14 protein-coding genes and 1 other annotated feature are annotated in these 15,830 nt (G+C 49.5%); of the genes, 6 read left to right on the top strand and 8 right to left on the bottom strand.

Features of this window, described 5'->3' with window-relative positions:
• Nucleotides 1-297: 297 nt before the first annotated feature.
• From VV089_RS20920 to VV089_RS20900, 5 genes are all read right to left on the bottom strand, one after another.
• The gene (locus tag VV089_RS20920; protein WP_172544427.1) at nucleotides 298-1,650 is read right to left on the bottom strand and encodes a PTS sugar transporter subunit IIC; all 1,353 of its coding nucleotides are present in this window, start codon (nucleotides 1,648-1,650) and stop codon (nucleotides 298-300) included.
• A 3-nt stretch (nucleotides 1,651-1,653) separates the two neighbouring features.
• A complete protein-coding gene (locus VV089_RS20915) occupies nucleotides 1,654-1,977 on the bottom strand; it encodes a PTS sugar transporter subunit IIB (RefSeq protein WP_172544426.1) in 324 nt (107 codons plus the stop codon).
• Between the two features lie 29 nt (nucleotides 1,978-2,006).
• On the bottom strand, nucleotides 2,007-2,309 hold the full coding sequence (locus VV089_RS20910; protein WP_172544425.1) for a PTS lactose/cellobiose transporter subunit IIA: 303 nt from the start codon (nucleotides 2,307-2,309) through the stop codon (nucleotides 2,007-2,009).
• Between the two features lie 26 nt (nucleotides 2,310-2,335).
• Nucleotides 2,336-2,890, bottom strand: coding sequence for an RDD family protein (locus tag VV089_RS20905; RefSeq protein WP_334337250.1), 555 nt, complete (start codon nucleotides 2,888-2,890; stop codon nucleotides 2,336-2,338).
• Nucleotides 2,891-2,957: 67 nt separating this feature from the next.
• Entirely contained in the window at nucleotides 2,958-4,862 is a 1,905-nt protein-coding gene (locus VV089_RS20900) for a BglG family transcription antiterminator (RefSeq protein WP_334337249.1), read from the bottom strand.
• Nucleotides 4,863-5,194: 332 nt separating this feature from the next.
• Between VV089_RS20900 and VV089_RS20895 the strand changes: the two genes are divergently transcribed.
• Together VV089_RS20895 and VV089_RS20890 are read left to right on the top strand one after the other, a co-directional pair.
• Nucleotides 5,195-6,547, top strand: a complete 1,353-nt coding sequence (locus VV089_RS20895) for an MATE family efflux transporter (RefSeq protein WP_334337248.1) — start codon at nucleotides 5,195-5,197, stop codon at nucleotides 6,545-6,547.
• A 137-nt stretch (nucleotides 6,548-6,684) separates the two neighbouring features.
• Nucleotides 6,685-7,245 (top strand): type II toxin-antitoxin system PemK/MazF family toxin, encoded by a 561-nt coding sequence (locus VV089_RS20890; RefSeq protein WP_334337247.1) that lies wholly within the window; start codon nucleotides 6,685-6,687, stop codon nucleotides 7,243-7,245.
• Nucleotides 7,246-7,559: 314 nt separating this feature from the next.
• On the opposite strand, the gene VV089_RS20885 is transcribed toward VV089_RS20890, so the two are convergent.
• The 3 genes from VV089_RS20885 to VV089_RS20875 all read right to left on the bottom strand — a co-directional run bounded on the left by VV089_RS20885 (nucleotide 7,560) and on the right by VV089_RS20875 (nucleotide 9,804).
• Nucleotides 7,560-8,288: a GyrI-like domain-containing protein gene (locus tag VV089_RS20885; RefSeq protein ID WP_334337246.1), complete on the bottom strand. Its 729-nt coding sequence runs from the start codon at nucleotides 8,286-8,288 to the stop codon at nucleotides 7,560-7,562.
• The gene (locus tag VV089_RS20880; protein WP_334337245.1) at nucleotides 8,266-8,616 is read right to left on the bottom strand and encodes a TfoX/Sxy family protein; all 351 of its coding nucleotides are present in this window, start codon (nucleotides 8,614-8,616) and stop codon (nucleotides 8,266-8,268) included. Before VV089_RS20880 ends, VV089_RS20885 begins: the two co-directional genes overlap by 23 nt.
• A 207-nt stretch (nucleotides 8,617-8,823) precedes the next feature.
• Complete coding sequence (locus VV089_RS20875; RefSeq protein ID WP_334337244.1) at nucleotides 8,824-9,804, bottom strand: helix-turn-helix domain-containing protein; 981 nt, start codon at nucleotides 9,802-9,804, stop codon at nucleotides 8,824-8,826.
• Nucleotides 9,805-10,399: 595 nt separating this feature from the next.
• On the opposite strand from VV089_RS20875, the gene VV089_RS20870 reads away from it, so the two are divergent.
• From VV089_RS20870 to VV089_RS20855, 4 genes are all read left to right on the top strand, one after another.
• Nucleotides 10,400-12,097 carry an ABC-ATPase domain-containing protein gene (locus tag VV089_RS20870; protein ID WP_334337243.1) on the top strand — a complete coding sequence of 566 codons (1,698 nt, stop codon included), beginning with the start codon at nucleotides 10,400-10,402 and terminating at the stop codon, nucleotides 12,095-12,097.
• 154 nt (nucleotides 12,098-12,251) lie between these two features.
• Nucleotides 12,252-12,514 (top strand) — a binding site (T-box leader).
• Nucleotides 12,515-12,778: 264 nt separating this feature from the next.
• A complete protein-coding gene (locus tag VV089_RS20865) occupies nucleotides 12,779-13,855 on the top strand; it encodes an ABC transporter substrate-binding protein (RefSeq protein WP_172544417.1) in 1,077 nt (358 codons plus the stop codon).
• A 185-nt stretch (nucleotides 13,856-14,040) separates the two neighbouring features.
• The gene (locus tag VV089_RS20860; RefSeq protein ID WP_334337242.1) at nucleotides 14,041-14,946 is read left to right on the top strand and encodes an ABC transporter permease; all 906 of its coding nucleotides are present in this window, start codon (nucleotides 14,041-14,043) and stop codon (nucleotides 14,944-14,946) included.
• Between the two features lie 2 nt (nucleotides 14,947-14,948).
• The gene (locus VV089_RS20855) at nucleotides 14,949-15,749 is read left to right on the top strand and encodes an ABC transporter ATP-binding protein (RefSeq protein ID WP_334337241.1); all 801 of its coding nucleotides are present in this window, start codon (nucleotides 14,949-14,951) and stop codon (nucleotides 15,747-15,749) included.
• Nucleotides 15,750-15,830: the final 81 nt, after the last annotated feature.

Raw genomic sequence — 15,830 nt, 5'->3', positions numbered from 1 at the left:
ACTAAAGGGTAAAGTCACTTCGACACACCTGTAGTGAGAGAAACTTTTATTCGAAAGGACACTCATAAAAGTTCCTCTCGTGTGTCTTTGCGACTTTACCTGGTCGCTGCGCGACAGCACTAAAGGGTAAAGTCACTTCAACACACCTGTAGCGAGAGAAACTTTTATTCGAAAGGACACTCATAAAAGTTCCTCTCGTGTGTCTTTGCGACTTTACCGTCCAACCGATAATACTGTTTTTTGTCAGGGCTGCCTTGTTTTTCGACAGCCCTTTCTTTTTTATGTCACTGAATTTTCTCAGTCAAACTCCAGGTCGTCAAAGGACAGATCGTCTAATTCATCCGTCTTATCGCTTGTCTTGCTCTCATCATCCAGGTAGCGCTTGTCAAGCAGCTTGAAGAATGGATAGTAGATAAGGATATCTACCGCGAGCTGCACAATCTGGACGACAGATCCCATGATGGAACCGGTCACCAGGAATCCCGAGAAGAAGATGGGACAGGTCCAGGGGAGCTGCACTCCCAGGGTAATCGGCATAATTCCCGTTACCGTGGCCACATAACCGATAATCGTATTTGCAACCGGCGCAAGGATGAACGGAATAGCCATCAGTGGGTTCAATACAATCGGAAGACCGAAAATCAACGGCTCGTTGATTCCGAATATACCTGCCGGCAGAGACAGCTTTCCTAAGGTCTTCATACGGTTGGACTTTCCAAGGAAGGCCATCATAATGACAAGGCCCAGGGTCGATCCGCCGCCTCCGAAGTTGCAGAAGAAATCGGAGAAACCTGCCGTAAAGATGTTGGTCATCTCAAGTCCCGCCTGGGCTGCCTCGTAGTTCTCCACCGTCAGCACCTTATGGATGGGGCTGAAAATGGTGTTGGTTACAGCCGGGCCGTTGATTCCGAAGAACCAGAACAGCGTGGACAGGAACTGATAGATTACCTCAAATCCGGACAGTCTGCCAAGTCCCACCAGGGGCGCCTGGAGCACACGGTAAATAAAGTAATGCACATACTCAAATGAAGTGTGGTCAAAAATAATGCCTACTACAAAGAATACAGTCATGGCAATGGCAGAAGGAATCAGAGAAGCAAAGGATTCCATAACTGCAGGGGGCACGCCGTCGGGCATCTTAATCACGAGCTTTTTACGGATAGCCCATGCGTAGATCTCAACGGACAGAATCGCCGTAATCATAGCCAGGAACATTCCGGCCGTTCCCAGGAAGGTAAACTGGAATCCGCTGAAAGATGCGGCTTCTGCGGCACCCTCTACCTCCACAAATGCTTTCTGGGGTGTGATAATCAAAAAGCATACCAGCGCTACCACAGCGCCGCCGATTCGATTCTCCAGTCCTTTTTCCCTTGCATAGCAATAACCGATACTTAAGACGCCCAGAAGAGCCACGCAGTCAAAAGCGATGGCGGACACTCTTCCCAGGTATGCATCCCAGCCTTCTCCGAAGATGGAGGTCATCATAGAGAGGAAGCCCTCCAACGGGAAGTTGGCTATCAGCAGGAAAATAGAACCTACAATGGTGATAGGAACCGTAATCAGAAAACCGTCGCGAATTGCAGACAGTACCTTGTTCTTGGACAGCGCATTCGCAATGGGCATCAAGAACTTTTCAAGTTTTTGCATCATAACTTATTTCCCTCTACTTTCTTTGTAAAGCTTCATTGCTTTCTTTAGTACTCTCTCACCGTCCATGTTGCCATAGTCAGTGCTGTCGATCACAGCAACGATGTGATCCTGTCCGTAACGCTCGTTTACCTTGTCATACAGATGCTTTACCTGGGGTCCCAGGAGAATCACTTCCGGATTGAATTCATTTACAACATCGCTCATATGTGTATCTGAGAATGCCTTGATCTCAATGGGAAGCTCATGGGCGTCCGCCGTTTTCTGCATCTTGCTTGCAAGAAGGCTGGTAGACATTCCTGCATTACAGAATAAATAAAATCTTTTCATGGTTTTTTCCTCCTTTCTTTCCTTTTTCTTTATTTCTTATAAAGCTCTATCAGCTCGGAAGCCAGTAACTTAATTGTCTCCGCAGCCATCAGCTGATCCTCTGCATGCATCAGAAGCAGGCAAACTTCTGTCCGCTCGCCGCCTGCTTCCTTGGTGATCAGCTCCGCATGCTCCTTGTGTCCGTTTACATAGCAGGAATCTCCATGCTTCATTGCCTCTTCCGCCTTCGCAAAGTCGCCCTTCTTGGCTGCCTCCAGAGCAGAGATGTAGTCACTCTTTGCCTCTCCTACTGCGGAGATAATCTTAAAACAAATCAGTTCCATTTCTTCCATACACCAAGTTCCTCCATTCTATTTTATTATTTATCGTCAATCACCTTACTGCCGGCCCAGATATCATGCGCCGCCTTCCCGTCCCGAAAGGCAAGCCATGCGGAGATAAGAAATACGCCGAACAGCAGGTAATTAAGCGCCTTTCCGGCCGCCCCGAGAGTCAGCATGGCAAGCATCTGCACCGCATACTGCCCGGTGAGCAGAAAGGCTCCCTCCAAAAGCATCACTCCTGCAAGCTGCCTTACGGCAAGGCGGCCTGCCGGCAGGGGATTGTTGTCCTCCCCCACAATGCGAAGGTTCATAAGTTTTTTTCCGAGGGTCTGCCCCTTCCATCCCCATAAGGGAACTATGTAATAATAAATGACGCCGAACACCAGTCCGAGAAATCCCGCAAGCCATCCATAAGGAGCATCGAACAACATCAAATCCGTATTGATAACTTCTTCTCCCGTAAGCATGTTCCACAGAAGGCCCACCGGAATCACACTGAAGGCTGAGCCAATGTACCCGTCAATCAGATAGGCAAATCCCCTTCGGTTCCAGGGAGCCGGTGCAGGCTCAAACTTTTGTTTTCCTCTCATAAGACCTCCTATTTTAAGTCGCTGCGCGACGGCACTAAAAGGTAAAGCCGCTTCGGCACACCTTCCTTTATTCAATCATTTCCACAAAGGCCTTTGCTGTTTTTGCTTCCCGGACTTTGGATAACAGCAGTGTGTCATCGCAGATATTCCCGAACCAGTCAAAGAAAATCTTTAAAAGCTCTTTCTCGTCCTCCCGGACAGCCAGCAGCAGTACCATATGCACCTGGTAGTCGCCCCAGGAAACCGGCTTTTTCAGAATGGCAATGCTCATGGTAGACTGGATGGCCGAGTAGTTCAGGGCATGGGGTATGGCATAGCCGTAGCTGAACGAGGTATACGCCATCTTCTCCCGGTCAAAGGTGGATTCCTTGAAGGTTTCATCCACCCTTCCGCCCTCATACATGCGGTCGCACATATAGTTGATTACATCCTCATAGGTATCGCAGTCCAGATTGTAATAGTAATACTCCTCCAGAATCAGACATTTGATAAAATTGTCGAATTCTTTTTTGTAATGCTGCTTATCCAGGTCTGTGACAGCCTTGAAAATCTTATACTCATCGCTGGTATTGACAAACATGCTGATAACAATGGTTGGTATATCCAGCTTGTGGCTGAGCGGTATGGTGGAAATAATCAAATCCGGATGCAGGCTTTCAATCACCGGCGCTTCGTAGTAAGCCAGTATGGTGTCTATGACAATCCGCTCTCCGAAGCGCTCCAGAATCTTGTCGCTGCACGCCCCTGACATAGTGTTGCTGTTCGGCTGGATCAAAACTACATGGTAATAATATTTGATATTCAGCCGGTCATAGGCCGCACCGAGATGGATGGCCAGGAACCCGATCTCATCCTCCGAAATGGAGGTTTCCGTGTATTCCTCAATAATGTGGCCGATAAACACGCTCATCTCAAATACCAGAGGATAGGTTCTTTTTATTTCCGCCAGACAGATATTGGAGACAACCACCCCAAGCTGTATCCGCTCCAGAAGATTCTGTAGATGCAGGACCAGGCCGTCCTTAAAGATCATATCTGCCGAAAAATCTATGTCATACCTCTGCCGGGCCATGCTTACGATTTTCAGCATCAGCTCCTCCGCCTGCGCCAGATAGTCCTCCTTCTCAAACAGTGTGCTTCTCTGTCTGCCTATAAGCAGATTTGCAAATAAGACGACCTCGTTCTCGTTCAAGTCAAAGGAAAGGGAGGCTGTCACCCTTGTGAAAAACTCCATGGCAATCTTATATTCCAGAGTATCCCTTATCTCACTGCGGTAGCGGTTGGTTTCCACATAGTTGTAGTCCATCATTCTCTGAATGGACACGCCTACGTGTATCATCAGCATGGGAAATGTTTCCTCACGCACCCGGTAGCTGTATTTTTCCAGGATCTCTTCTAGGATATTTTTTACCTTTATCAGATCAAAATTGGGGAAGAGCTCGTCAATTTTGTTGAGATTGATGAAGTTTCCTCTGGTCTCATTGGCAAGTAAGTCCTTGTAAACAAACCGTTTGCTTTCCTCACTCCCTTTTAGATACATGTGACTGCCCGTCTTGACCAGTTCCACGCCGTCGTACTTTTCCAACATTTCGGAAATCTTTTTCATATCATTTTTGATGGTAAACTCGCTGACATAAATGTCATATTGAAGATCAAAAATGTTTAATTTCCGCTTATTGAAAAGCAATTTTTCGATGATGTATTTGCATCGCTCCTCGGAGGTCTGGGGGATATGCTCCCTTGTGTCCAAATCGCTTTTCTCCGAAACGTCCTCGTTGATCCGGTAGCCATAGCGCACGCTGGATTCTATGATACCCTTGTAGGTCTTTCCCAGCTGCTCCATGTCGCTGCGGATGGTCCGATCCGAAACGCTGAGAATCGTTGACAGCTCCTTCCCTGTGATCCAGCCCTTTTTCTCTTTTAAAATTTGAAGAATTTTTTTCTGTCTCATTTGCATGGCTTTATTATACATAAACTCACCTCCTTTATTTTCCACACAATTTCCTAACAGCTAGGAAAAAGTACCTGGCATTTTATTTATCCTGTACATTGCAGCATGGCTTTGTAAGCTTCTTTACGTTAAAAATGACTACATTCCGGGCAGCTTTGTTTATCGGCGTTGTGTGGACAGCTTTTTTTGACAAATCTCATTTTCCGTGTTACATTTGGTTCTGTTCGGGATATGATAAAAGAAGGCTCTTTTCTGGCCGCGTGCCGGCAGCCTGGAAGCGGATGCCGGATAGATAGGTTCTAAACCTTATGACAGAATGATAAGCTTTAAGTAGAAAGCCGGAGAATAACAAAATGGAAAAAGATTATTTATTGAAGGAACGCCCCATGCGCGCTTTGTTCCTGTTCGCCCTGCCCATGATCATAGGAAATCTCTTTCAGCAGTTCTATACCATGGCTGATTCTATGGTTGTGGGCCGCTATGTAAGTGAAAATGCCCTGGCCGCCGTGGGAGCTTCCTACTCCCTTACCAATGTATTTATCTGCGTGGCTATCGGCGGCGGCGTGGGGGCTTCCGTGCTCACCAGCCAGTATTTCGGCGCACGGGAATACGGCCGTATGAAGCAGTCTGTTTCAACTGCCCTTCTCACCTTTCTGGCGGTGAGCCTGGCCCTGGCTGCCCTGGGGCTTGCTTTTGGACGGGAGTTTATGGTGTTCTTAAAGACACCGGAGGACATTCTGGATATGACGGTAGAATATCTCAATATTTATTTTATGGGACTGCCCTTTCTCTTTATGTACAATGTGCTGTCCTCTATGTTCAATGCCCTGGGGCGCTCCCGGATTCCTCTGTACCTGCTGATCTTTTCTTCTATTTTTAATATTGTGCTGGACATTTATCTGGTGCGCTCTCTGGGGCTTGGCATCGCCGGTGTAGCCTGGGCTACCTTGATTGCCCAGGGGATTTCTGCTTTTCTATCCTTTTTGATTTTTCTTGGGGAGCTGCGGGGTTATCCGGGTGCGGATACGAAGATGGAATCGGTTCGTAAATTTTACAGTACAGAAGAGCTTTTCACTATGTGCCGTGTGGCTCTGCCCTCTATCTTCCAGCAGTCCACGGTATCCATCGGCATGATGCTGGTTCAATCTGTGGTCAACAGCTTCGGCCCCCAGATGCTGGCAGGCTTCTCCGCCGGTATGCGTGTGGAGAGTATCTGTATTGTTCCCATGGCCGCACTGGGCAATGCCATGTCCTCCTACACTGCCCAGAATCTGGGCGCAGAACAGGAAGACCGTGTAGTAAAAGGCTATCGCGCAGCTCTCTGCCTGACAGCCTTTTTCGCCTTGCTTCTCTGTCTGGCTCTGGAGCTTTTCCATTTTCCCATTATCGCCTCCTTCTTAGGAAGCGACGGAACAATGCAGGCCCTGGAGACGGGAAGCAGTTATTTAAGATTCATTGGCTTTTTCTTCGCCCTCATCGGCCTTAAAATGTGCACGGACGGCCTTCTTCGGGGCGCTGCCGATATGAAAATGTTCACCATCGCAAATCTTGCCAATCTGTCTCTGCGTGTGGCATTTGCAATTGCCATGGCTCCCCGGTTCGGCATCGCCATGGTCTGGTATGCGGTGCCCTTGGGATGGCTGGTGAATTTCCTGATCTCCTACGGGGAATACCGCACGGGGCGGTGGCGGAAAAAATCAGGCTAAAGCTATATTTTCATCATTGCCAAAAGCATATTCTCCCCTCAAAACACTTTGCCGGCTCCCATTTTTCTATCTCTCCTTCATTGCAATTTCTGACATAATATGCTATCCTCTTTCTATCAAAACAAGCAGAGGTGCATATGGAATATAATTCCTTAAACAACTTAAATGACAGTGACAGATCTTCACTGACTTCTACCTTCCAAGGCATCCTAACAAGCCTTAAACACATTTCCGTTAATAAAACAATATCCTATCTCCGCTACATACCCGAACAATGTCGAATGCACCATAACTCCATTGAAAACAGGAAACTACGATCTTCCCACGAAAAAAAATTCCATCCTGTAAAACCTTATCGCGGCGAAATCTACAATGCATTCATCACGGAAGGCGTTGGAAGCGAATTGTGCGGAAATCACCTTGTTGTCATTATCCAGAACAAAAAAGCCAATATTTACAGCGAAAAAGTAAACGTCCTCCCCATTGAAGGCGACGGCACAAAAATAAATCCCAATTATCAGGTGCGCCTTTCATCCGCTGAAATGGCAGATGGAAAACTGGATAAAGAACCCTCTCGCATTATTGTAACAGACATCACCACAATTGACAAAGCCCGGCTCGGCAGAAGGATCGGCCGCTTAACGCCGGAATGCCTTGCCACTGTTGAAAAACTGCTGAAAAACCACTTGGAACTGTAAATTTTGTTGACTTTCCTATTGGAAATGCTATAATTAAGACATAGAATAAATAAGTTATCTAGTCTCGCAAGAGACATTGGCCGTAAGGCTTTTCTAGGAAACGGAGTTGTTTCATGCAACTCCTTTTCCATATCTGCATATACTATTACCGTGATCTAGCTCGCAGAGCGGGCATTGGCGCATAGCTTTTTCTAAAAGGCTCTCCTTAACTGGAGAGTCTTTACTTTGCTGCTAAAAGTTCAGACTCCCCCTCTTGGCTTTCTAATAACAGCCGCCCAGCCCAATATCCGACTGCCTCCTTCAAAAATCCCGTCTTATTTTTTCCGCACCGGATGCCGGAGTACCGTCTTTAACCGCTCTGGGGCCGTCTTCCTTGGATCTCCCAGATAGATCTCATGGTGGTACCTCCCTTTTCCGGCTTCCGGCGCGCCCATCTGAAAATCCTCCGCATAGCCCTCTTTTGCAGCAAACTGCTCCAAAAGCTCAAGAGAGACAGGCTCCGTATCATAAGGCCCCACATGAAGAAGCTGGATGCACAGCCCTTCCTCATATCTTACCAGCTTCGCCGCCGAAGGATCCAGTTCCGGTTTCTTCCTCCCAAGCTCCTCCTTGGCCCACGCAAAGAGCTCCTCTGTCACCTCGTCCGGCTGGCGGATCATGGAAAACCAGCAAAGGGCACCTTTATCCGCCAGATTCCTTCCGTCAAATGCCTCACGCCCGTTTTCCGTCCACCAGAGCCCTTCCAAAGGCGGCACCACATAATTCCCCTCCAGAATTGCAGAGCCTTCCTCCGCACACATCCCCTCAAAAATATCCCTGGGCACCTTTCCGAATTTTAAGTTCATTTTAATTCCAAAGGACAGGCCGTAGAGAAGGGACAGCGCATCTGCATATGCGGCGGAGATATTGGGATCGCCCTTTCCCTCCACCATAATAAATGTCATCTGCGGCACTTCAATCACCATTGGCTTCTTTTTGGGCAGGTATAAATCCGGAAACTCTTTTTTATAGTCCAGCTTCTTACTTTGCGCCTTTCGTTCCATCTGCAGCTCCCTTCTTTTTCTTCGGTTTCGGCATGGGAAGCTCCCTGCAGGTCACCTGCACCAGTTCGGCAAGCCGCTCCCGATCCTCCAACTCCTCAATCAAAAAATGCGGCTTAGCCCCGTGATAGGGACTCCCCTCCTCCAGATCCGGCCAGAGCTTTCTTCCGCCCTCCGTGATTTTCACAAATAACTGATCCTCGCAGATAACTCCAAAAATTTTTCCGTCGCAGTAAATTCCATACTCGCCGAACATCTTCCGGTACGTAATCTCACCTGCCGCCCCCATCTGATCTGCCGCATACTCAACAAATTCTAATTTAGACGCCATACTGTCCCCTCCTGCCAGACTCCTGTAAATTCTGACTGTCTGTTTTCGTTTTTTATGATATTATCATACAAAACCTGACACCGTATGTCTAGTAGTCCGTATCGGAAATATGCACAAGGATTTCCGGTACGGACTACTAGTATAACGTTCGGTAAACCAAATACTTCATAGCAAGCTGCTGGGTACTTGGCCCTCGCAGCATACGGATTACTCTTTTGCATCTCTTTGTATGCGCAGAATCACACGAAGGGCTCCGGACAGCACACCGGCGCAGGGCCAGATCATCCAGGTTCTATGCCAGTCAAAGGTCCAAAAGCTGATTCCCAGATAAAGAGCCGTTACCACGCACCAGTAAATTTTAAAAACCGGTTTTCTCGACTGTTCCTCCGGGGTGAATTCTCCCTCTCGAAGGAGGATCTGGCAGGCGCTCCATTCTTCTCCAGACCAGACAATCAAAAATACCCCCACAGCCACCAGCAGCAGCATAACATCTACGGCAATCACACTGAAGAAATCATTTTCTCCCAGAAAAATCATTACCAGAAAGATAGGAAGCGCCGCCGTTATGAACAGAAAGGTTGCTGCCGCAACACAAGTCCTGTAAAAAACGCCTATTTCTTCCTGACGCTTTTTGACAATTCCCTCCACACCGTATTGAAGGCGGAAATTCCCTTTTTTCAGGTACTCATATTTCTCCAGCTTCGCATCGTTCAGAACAACTACAACCGTTGCCACTCCTATCATAAGAAGTAAGGCCACCAGACCGATTCCTGCCGCCGCTTCCTCGGTAATCTGGGCCGAGGCAAGCTCCGAATAGCCGGCAAGGAAAATCAAAAACACCGGGCACAGCGTGTAAGCTGCAATTGCTATTGCCTGCGACAAGGCATGGCGTTTCTTCTGTTCCATAAAAGAGGAAGCTTCCTCCAGGGATACGCTTTTTCCCCCTTCCTCCGGCTCTGTCCCTCCATCTGCCGAAATCTCCAGTTCCTCCAGTTCTTCCTTTAATAAGTAGTCTGTGCTTACCTCAAAAATCTGGCTCATTTTCAAAATCCGCTCCAGATCCGGTATGGCTGAGGCGCTCTCCCACTTGGAAACTGCCTGCCGGGATACACCGAGCTGCCCGGCCAGTTCCTCCTGAGACCATCCGCGCTGCCTGCGCAGTGCAATTATTTTATCTGCTAAAATCATACTTATCCTTTCTATTCTAGTTCCGTAATATCCCTCACAGTACACCGGTATGAAATCAATTTCCAGCCACAAAAACATGTGTCTGTAAATCGATTTGTGCACTGTGAGGGATATTACTGTTTCCAGTTCCGTAATATTCCTTACAATACACCAGTATGAAATCAATTTCCAGTCACAAAAAACATGTGCCTGTAAATCGATTTGTGCATTGTAAGGAATATTACTGTTTCCAGTTCCGTAATATTATCGCTGTACATGTACATATCCCCTCGGGTATGTGCTTATTTTAGGCTTTTTTCCGGTTGTCAACCACCAAGTGCGCTTTGAAATTTGTAAACCCAGGGTTGCTTTTTCATTTTTTCTAACATAATTTTACTATTTATGCTTGTATCTTCCAGAATTCTGTTCTATATAATATTGCACTGGCATTTTCCGTTTTCATTATACGAGCCTGAATCCGAAAAAACAATGTTTTCATTGACCGGAATTTTGTTCTGATTTACAATAAATTACGTAAAACCTTTCAACCTTGTTTTTTGCCCAAGGGCAAAAGCCTATGAATAACATTCTATTTTAAGACGAGGAGCATACCTTTATGAAATCATCACAGGATTTGCGGGCGAACCTTCGCTCTATCGATCACCGGAGTTATCCGGCCTATAAAGATCTGAAAGGACAGTACGACTTCGGAAGCTTTGTCCTTTCCATTGACCATGTACAGGGAGATCCTTTTGCATCCCCCTCCCGGCTGTCGGTTCTTGTATCCGGAAAGAAGGCTGGCTTTCCGGCTGAGTACTATGACACCTACCCAAAGCGCATCACCTTACAGGATCATCTGACCCGGCTTTTTGCTGCGCAGCTTGCCTCCGGAAGCAAGCAGGCCAAGGGCTCCGGAAAGAGCGGACTTCTCGGCGCCTCCCGCTGCGGCCAGGAAGTATTGGAGCGGACGGCCTGCCGGGTACAGGAGGGCAGCGTAACCCTTCGCTTTGAGGCGGGATTTCCGGCCAGGGGGCGGACCATTGACGCCAGAGAGCTTGAGAAAATGCTCTTCGACATTCTTCCGGACTGTGTCCACGCAAGCCTTTACTTCCAGAAAATCAACAAAAACCGCTTAAAGGCAGCTATTGAGCTCTGCGAAGATCAGCAGTATATCCGGGAACAGCTTCCGGCTCTGGGACTCTGCGCCTTTCTTGCGAACGGCTCCGTCCTGCCCCGGCAGAGCGGCGTCTCCGATCGGCCTATGCAGGATGCCGTGGCATTTCAGTCGCCGGCTTCCATGGAGGTAACCCTGAACCTTCCCAACAGGGGACCTGTAATGGGCATGGGAATCCCCAAAGGCATTACCCTCTTTGTGGGCGGCGGCTATCACGGAAAGTCCACGGTGCTCCAGGCGCTCCAGTACGGCGTCTACAATCACATCGGCGGCGACGGCCGGGAACTGGTTATCACGGATGAAAGCGCCTGGAAGCTGCGCTCCGAGGATGGGAGAAGCGTAACAGGCGTGGATATCTCTCCCTTTATCCGCCAGCTTCCGGGACGCAGAGATACCAGGCATTTTTCCACGGAGGATGCCAGCGGAAGTACCTCCCAGGCAGCTAATCTCATGGAAAGCATGGAGAGCGGCAGTACGCTTCTGCTCATTGACGAGGACACCTCTGCTACCAACTTTATGATACGCGACAAGCTGATGCAGCAGGTGGTAGCCCCCGAAGAAGAACCTATCATTCCCTTTATTGAGCGTGTGCGCAGTCTTTATGAAGATTTCGGCATTTCCTCCGTAATTGTGGCCGGAAGCTCCGGATCCTATTTCCATGTGGCCGACACGGTGGTTCAAATGAAGGAGTATGTGCCCTATGATATTACCGGGCGCGCAAAGGAAGCAGCAGCGGCATTTCCCGTATTTTCCGCCAGGCAGGGTAAATTCCCCACCTACTCGGCCAACCGCTGCCCCAAGGCAAATGCCGCCGTGAAACGGGATGACCGCCTGAAACTGAAAGCCATGGGAACCCATGAACTGCTTCTCGGACGCGACGCCGTGGAGCTTCGCTATCTGGAACAGCTTCGTGACAGCGAGCAGACCATGGCCCTTGCCTGCCTGCTCAAATATCTGCAGCTGCAGACGATGGACGGAAAGAAAAATATGGCGGCTCTGGCGGATCAGCTGGAAGCGCTGCTGGATACCCAGGGTCTGGAAGGGCTTTTCGAGCGCGGAGATGTACGCTCCTCCCTGGCCCGCCCCAGACGTCAGGAGATCCTGGCATGTGTGAATCGGTATCGACAGCTGATTATATAAAGTTACTGGTCACAGAGTAAACAGCAACACTTATTGATAGGGATACCGTTCACTCCGTGACCAGTAACTTGATAGGCTGCATCTGCCGCTCTTTCCAAAAAAATTGTTGACAAATCTCCCTCCCTGTGCATATAATACCAGTAACGCAATATAAGTGAAACCTGTGAAGAAGAAGAGTAACTGGCCAAAGCGGATCTACAGAGAGCTCCCGGCGGTGGGATGGGAGCGTGAAGCAGTCAGCGAATGGGCTTCGGAGGGCAGCTTTGAACGAAGGAAACGATACTTCCAGTAGGGGCTGACGGGACCCCACCCGTTATCCATCGGGGCACGTATGATGGTACGTGTAAGCGAGTGGACATTTCCATATGGAATGTCAATTTGGGTGGTATCGCAGAAGTTTACGCTTTTGTCCCATATAAGGGACAGAAGCGTTTTTTTATCCAGCTATGAGCCGGGCGCCTAAGAAATTCAGGCACCCGGCGGGATGCTCGCATGTCGCCGGGTGCTTGAATTTTTTAGGCATGCGGCGACAGCCGCAAAGCCCGGAAACGCTCTGCGTTTTCGGGCCTGCCCGACGATTCACCGCTGATAAACACTCTTTGGAACTGTGATTCTGGCAAAACTTAGTTCCTCATCTGCCACCTGACCTGAAAACCTCGTAGAAGAAAAGGAGAAAAAATTATGAAGAAGATGACTATGAAAAAATTACTGGCTCTCGGATGCGCTTTCGTACTTGCCTGCTCCATGCTTGGCTGCTCCGGCAAAGCAGATGAACCCGCGGCGCCGGAAGAATCAACCGGTGCTCCTACCGAAACAGAAACCCCGGAGGGCGAGGCACCTTCAGCCGAAGGCGCCAAGGATTCCTATAACATCGCAATCGTAAAGCAGATGGATCACGCTTCCCTGGATGAGATTGCAAATGCAGTCGCAGCCCGGCTTGACGCCATCGCCTCTGAAAAAGGCATCACCATTACCCATGAGATCTATTCCGGCCAGGGCGACCAGTCCACCTTAAAGCAGATCGGCGATCAGCTCATCGCAGACGAGGTAGATGCAATCGTTCCCATCGCCACCTTAGCCGCACAAGTCATGGTTTCCTGCGCAGAGGATACCAAAACTCCCGTTATCTTTGCCGCCATCTCTGATCCGGCAGAGGCAGGAGTCGTAGATATCGACTACGTAACAGGAACCAGCGACGCACTGAATACAAGCTTTATCCTAGATATGATGTTTGCACAGAACCCGGATATTCAGAAGGTAGGCCTTCTCTACTCCCAGTCTGAGGCAAACTCCACCACTCCCATAGCCGAGGCAAAGGCATATCTGGAAGCCAAAGGCATCTCCTACAGCGAGCAGCCTGCCGCAGCCAGTGACGAAGTAATCGCCTGCGCTTCCGCCTTAATTGCAGAAGGCGTAGACGCCATCTTCACTCCCACCGACAACGTAATTATGGCCTCCGAGCTTGCCATTTACGAAGATCTGGCAAAGGCCGGCATCCCCCACTACACAGGAGCCGATTCCTTCGTCCGCAACGGAGCCTTCACCACCTGCGGCGTAAACTACACGGATCTGGGAACACAGACTGCAGACCTTGCTTTTGACGCTATCGTAAACGGAATGGCCGATATGGAAGATTTCTATCTGGCCGAGGGCGGTATCATCACCGTAAATACGGAAACCGCCGAGGTTCTGAACATTGATTATTCCGTATTTTCCGAAATGGGAGAGGTTGTTGAAGTTATAACCACCGAGGACTAGTGCATCGCTGCACTAATTTCCGATACAAACTGCTAGTCAAAAAGTCTCTATGAGGCAGATAGGTTACTGGTCACGGAGTGAACAGTAACGCAGACAGCGATACCCTGCGGGTATGCATGAATGAAATACCAGCAGGGTATCCTTCTATGCACAGACAATATGTGCAGATCTAGGAAAGGAGAAGTATGCTGTACATTACACAAACAGCCCTGGAATTGGGCTTTCTCTATGCATTGGTGGCCATGGCTCTGTTCTTAAGCTACCGCATTCTGGATATTGCAGATCTGACCACAGACGGCTGCTTTGTTCTGGGTGCCGCCGTATCCGTAACCCTGGCCGCCTCCGGCCATCCGCTCCTCGCCATCCCCTCCGCCATGCTGGCAGGAATGGCCGCCGGCTTTGTAACCGCCTTTCTTCAGACAAAGCTCGGCGTTCCCTCCATACTGGCCGGAATTGTCACCAATATGGGACTCTACACCGTCAATCTCATGGTCATGGGCTGGAGCGCCAACGTAAGTCTCCTGAAATCCGAAACTATATTCACCCTCTTTAAAAACACCGGCATCGGCGGAGCCTGGAACGAAGCCATCCTGGCCGGATTTATCACCATCTTTATGGGCACTCTGCTGATCCTGTTCCTGGGAACACGTCTTGGTCTCTCCATCCGCGCCACAGGCGACAACATGGATATGGTAAGGGCCTCTTCCATTAATCCGGCTTTCACCATCACCGTAGGCCTGTGTATTGCCAACGCCATGACCGCTCTTTCCGGCGCCATGGTGGGACAGTACCAGAACGCAGCCGACATCAACGGCGGAACCGGCATCGTAGTCATCGGCCTGGCCTGCCTTATCATAGGAGAAACCCTGCTCGGCCGCCGCACCATAATCAAAGGCGCCATAGCCGCCATCATCGGTTCTGCAATCTACCGGCTCATCTACGCCATCGTGCTGTACACAAAAATAATGCCTGTTCAAGGCTTACGGCTCATAACCGCCGTCATCGTAGCCCTGGCCATCGCATTTCCAACCATCAAAAACTGGATTCTCTTTGAAAAGCGGAAAGCCGCAGCCCGGAAAGGAGGCAACTAAACATGCTGGATATCAAAAACATTTCCAAAACCTTCAATCCAGGAACCATCAATGCCAAAAAAGCCATTTCCGGCCTGTCCCTTCACCTGGACAGCAAAGACTTCGTTACAATCATCGGTTCCAACGGCGCAGGCAAATCAACCTTGTTCAACGCCATCGCCGGAACCTTCTACGTAGACGAAGGCTCCATTTCCCTGGACAAAAAAGACATCACCTTCCTCCCCGAATACAAGCGCAGCCACTTCATAGGCCGCCTGTTCCAGGATCCCATGAAAGGCACCGCCCCCGCCATGACCATCGAAGAAAACATGGCCCTGGCCTACTTACGCAACACCCAGGGCACTTCCCCCTTCAGCCGCATCTCAAAAAAGGATAAAGCCTTTTTCCAGGAACAGCTCTCCCTCCTGGGCATGGGCCTGGAAGACCGCCTGAAACACCCCGTAGGCCTCCTCTCCGGCGGCCAGCGCCAGGCCTTATCCCTCCTGATGTCAACCATGGTGCCCCCCAAGCTCCTGCTCCTGGACGAACACACAGCAGCCCTTGACCCTGGCACCGCCGAAAAAGTCCTGGAACTGACAAAAACCATCACATCCCGGGAGCACATCACCTGCCTAATGATAACCCACAACATGAAACAGGCCCTGGAGCTAGGCAACCGCACCCTCCTGATGGCCGGCGGAAACATCATCCTAGACATCGGAGGAGAAGAACGCTCCCGCCTAACCATCGAAGATCTCCTGGCACGCTTCAAAGCCGGAACCGGCCAAGCCCTGGACAACGACCGAATCCTCCTCTCCGACTAGTTAAAAACTCTGCCAAAACACACCAGCTGCTATCCGTCCTTTCTCCCCCCGCCCCCAAAATGTAAATGGAGAATGACGCAA

Origin of the sequence: Candidatus Merdisoma sp. JLR.KK011 (assembly GCF_036941125.1) — a bacterium.
Classification (GTDB): Bacteria; Bacillota; Clostridia; order Lachnospirales; family Lachnospiraceae; genus Laedolimicola.
Note: the sequence above shows the minus strand (reverse complement) of the source record. Positions and strands in the feature narration are given on the sequence as shown.

What these genes read in the sequence shown, in the direction of transcription:
- VV089_RS20855 (WP_334337241.1), top strand. Translation starts at nt 14,949, where the DNA reads ATGCTGGATATCAAAAACATTTCCAAAACCTTCAATCCAGGAACCATC.
- VV089_RS20900 (WP_334337249.1), bottom strand. Translation starts at nt 4,862, where the DNA reads ATGTATAATAAAGCCATGCAAATGAGACAGAAAAAAATTCTTCAAATT.
- VV089_RS20910 (WP_172544425.1), bottom strand. Translation starts at nt 2,309, where the DNA reads ATGGAAGAAATGGAACTGATTTGTTTTAAGATTATCTCCGCAGTAGGA.
- VV089_RS20895 (WP_334337248.1), top strand. Translation starts at nt 5,195, where the DNA reads ATGGAAAAAGATTATTTATTGAAGGAACGCCCCATGCGCGCTTTGTTC.
- VV089_RS20905 (WP_334337250.1), bottom strand. Translation starts at nt 2,890, where the DNA reads ATGAGAGGAAAACAAAAGTTTGAGCCTGCACCGGCTCCCTGGAACCGA.
- VV089_RS20885 (WP_334337246.1), bottom strand. Translation starts at nt 8,288, where the DNA reads ATGGAACGAAAGGCGCAAAGTAAGAAGCTGGACTATAAAAAAGAGTTT.
- VV089_RS20870 (WP_334337243.1), top strand. Translation starts at nt 10,400, where the DNA reads ATGAAATCATCACAGGATTTGCGGGCGAACCTTCGCTCTATCGATCAC.
- VV089_RS20890 (WP_334337247.1), top strand. Translation starts at nt 6,685, where the DNA reads ATGGAATATAATTCCTTAAACAACTTAAATGACAGTGACAGATCTTCA.
- VV089_RS20915 (WP_172544426.1), bottom strand. Translation starts at nt 1,977, where the DNA reads ATGAAAAGATTTTATTTATTCTGTAATGCAGGAATGTCTACCAGCCTT.
- VV089_RS20880 (WP_334337245.1), bottom strand. Translation starts at nt 8,616, where the DNA reads ATGGCGTCTAAATTAGAATTTGTTGAGTATGCGGCAGATCAGATGGGG.
- VV089_RS20920 (WP_172544427.1), bottom strand. Translation starts at nt 1,650, where the DNA reads ATGATGCAAAAACTTGAAAAGTTCTTGATGCCCATTGCGAATGCGCTG.
- VV089_RS20875 (WP_334337244.1), bottom strand. Translation starts at nt 9,804, where the DNA reads ATGATTTTAGCAGATAAAATAATTGCACTGCGCAGGCAGCGCGGATGG.
- VV089_RS20860 (WP_334337242.1), top strand. Translation starts at nt 14,041, where the DNA reads ATGCTGTACATTACACAAACAGCCCTGGAATTGGGCTTTCTCTATGCA.
- VV089_RS20865 (WP_172544417.1), top strand. Translation starts at nt 12,779, where the DNA reads ATGAAGAAGATGACTATGAAAAAATTACTGGCTCTCGGATGCGCTTTC.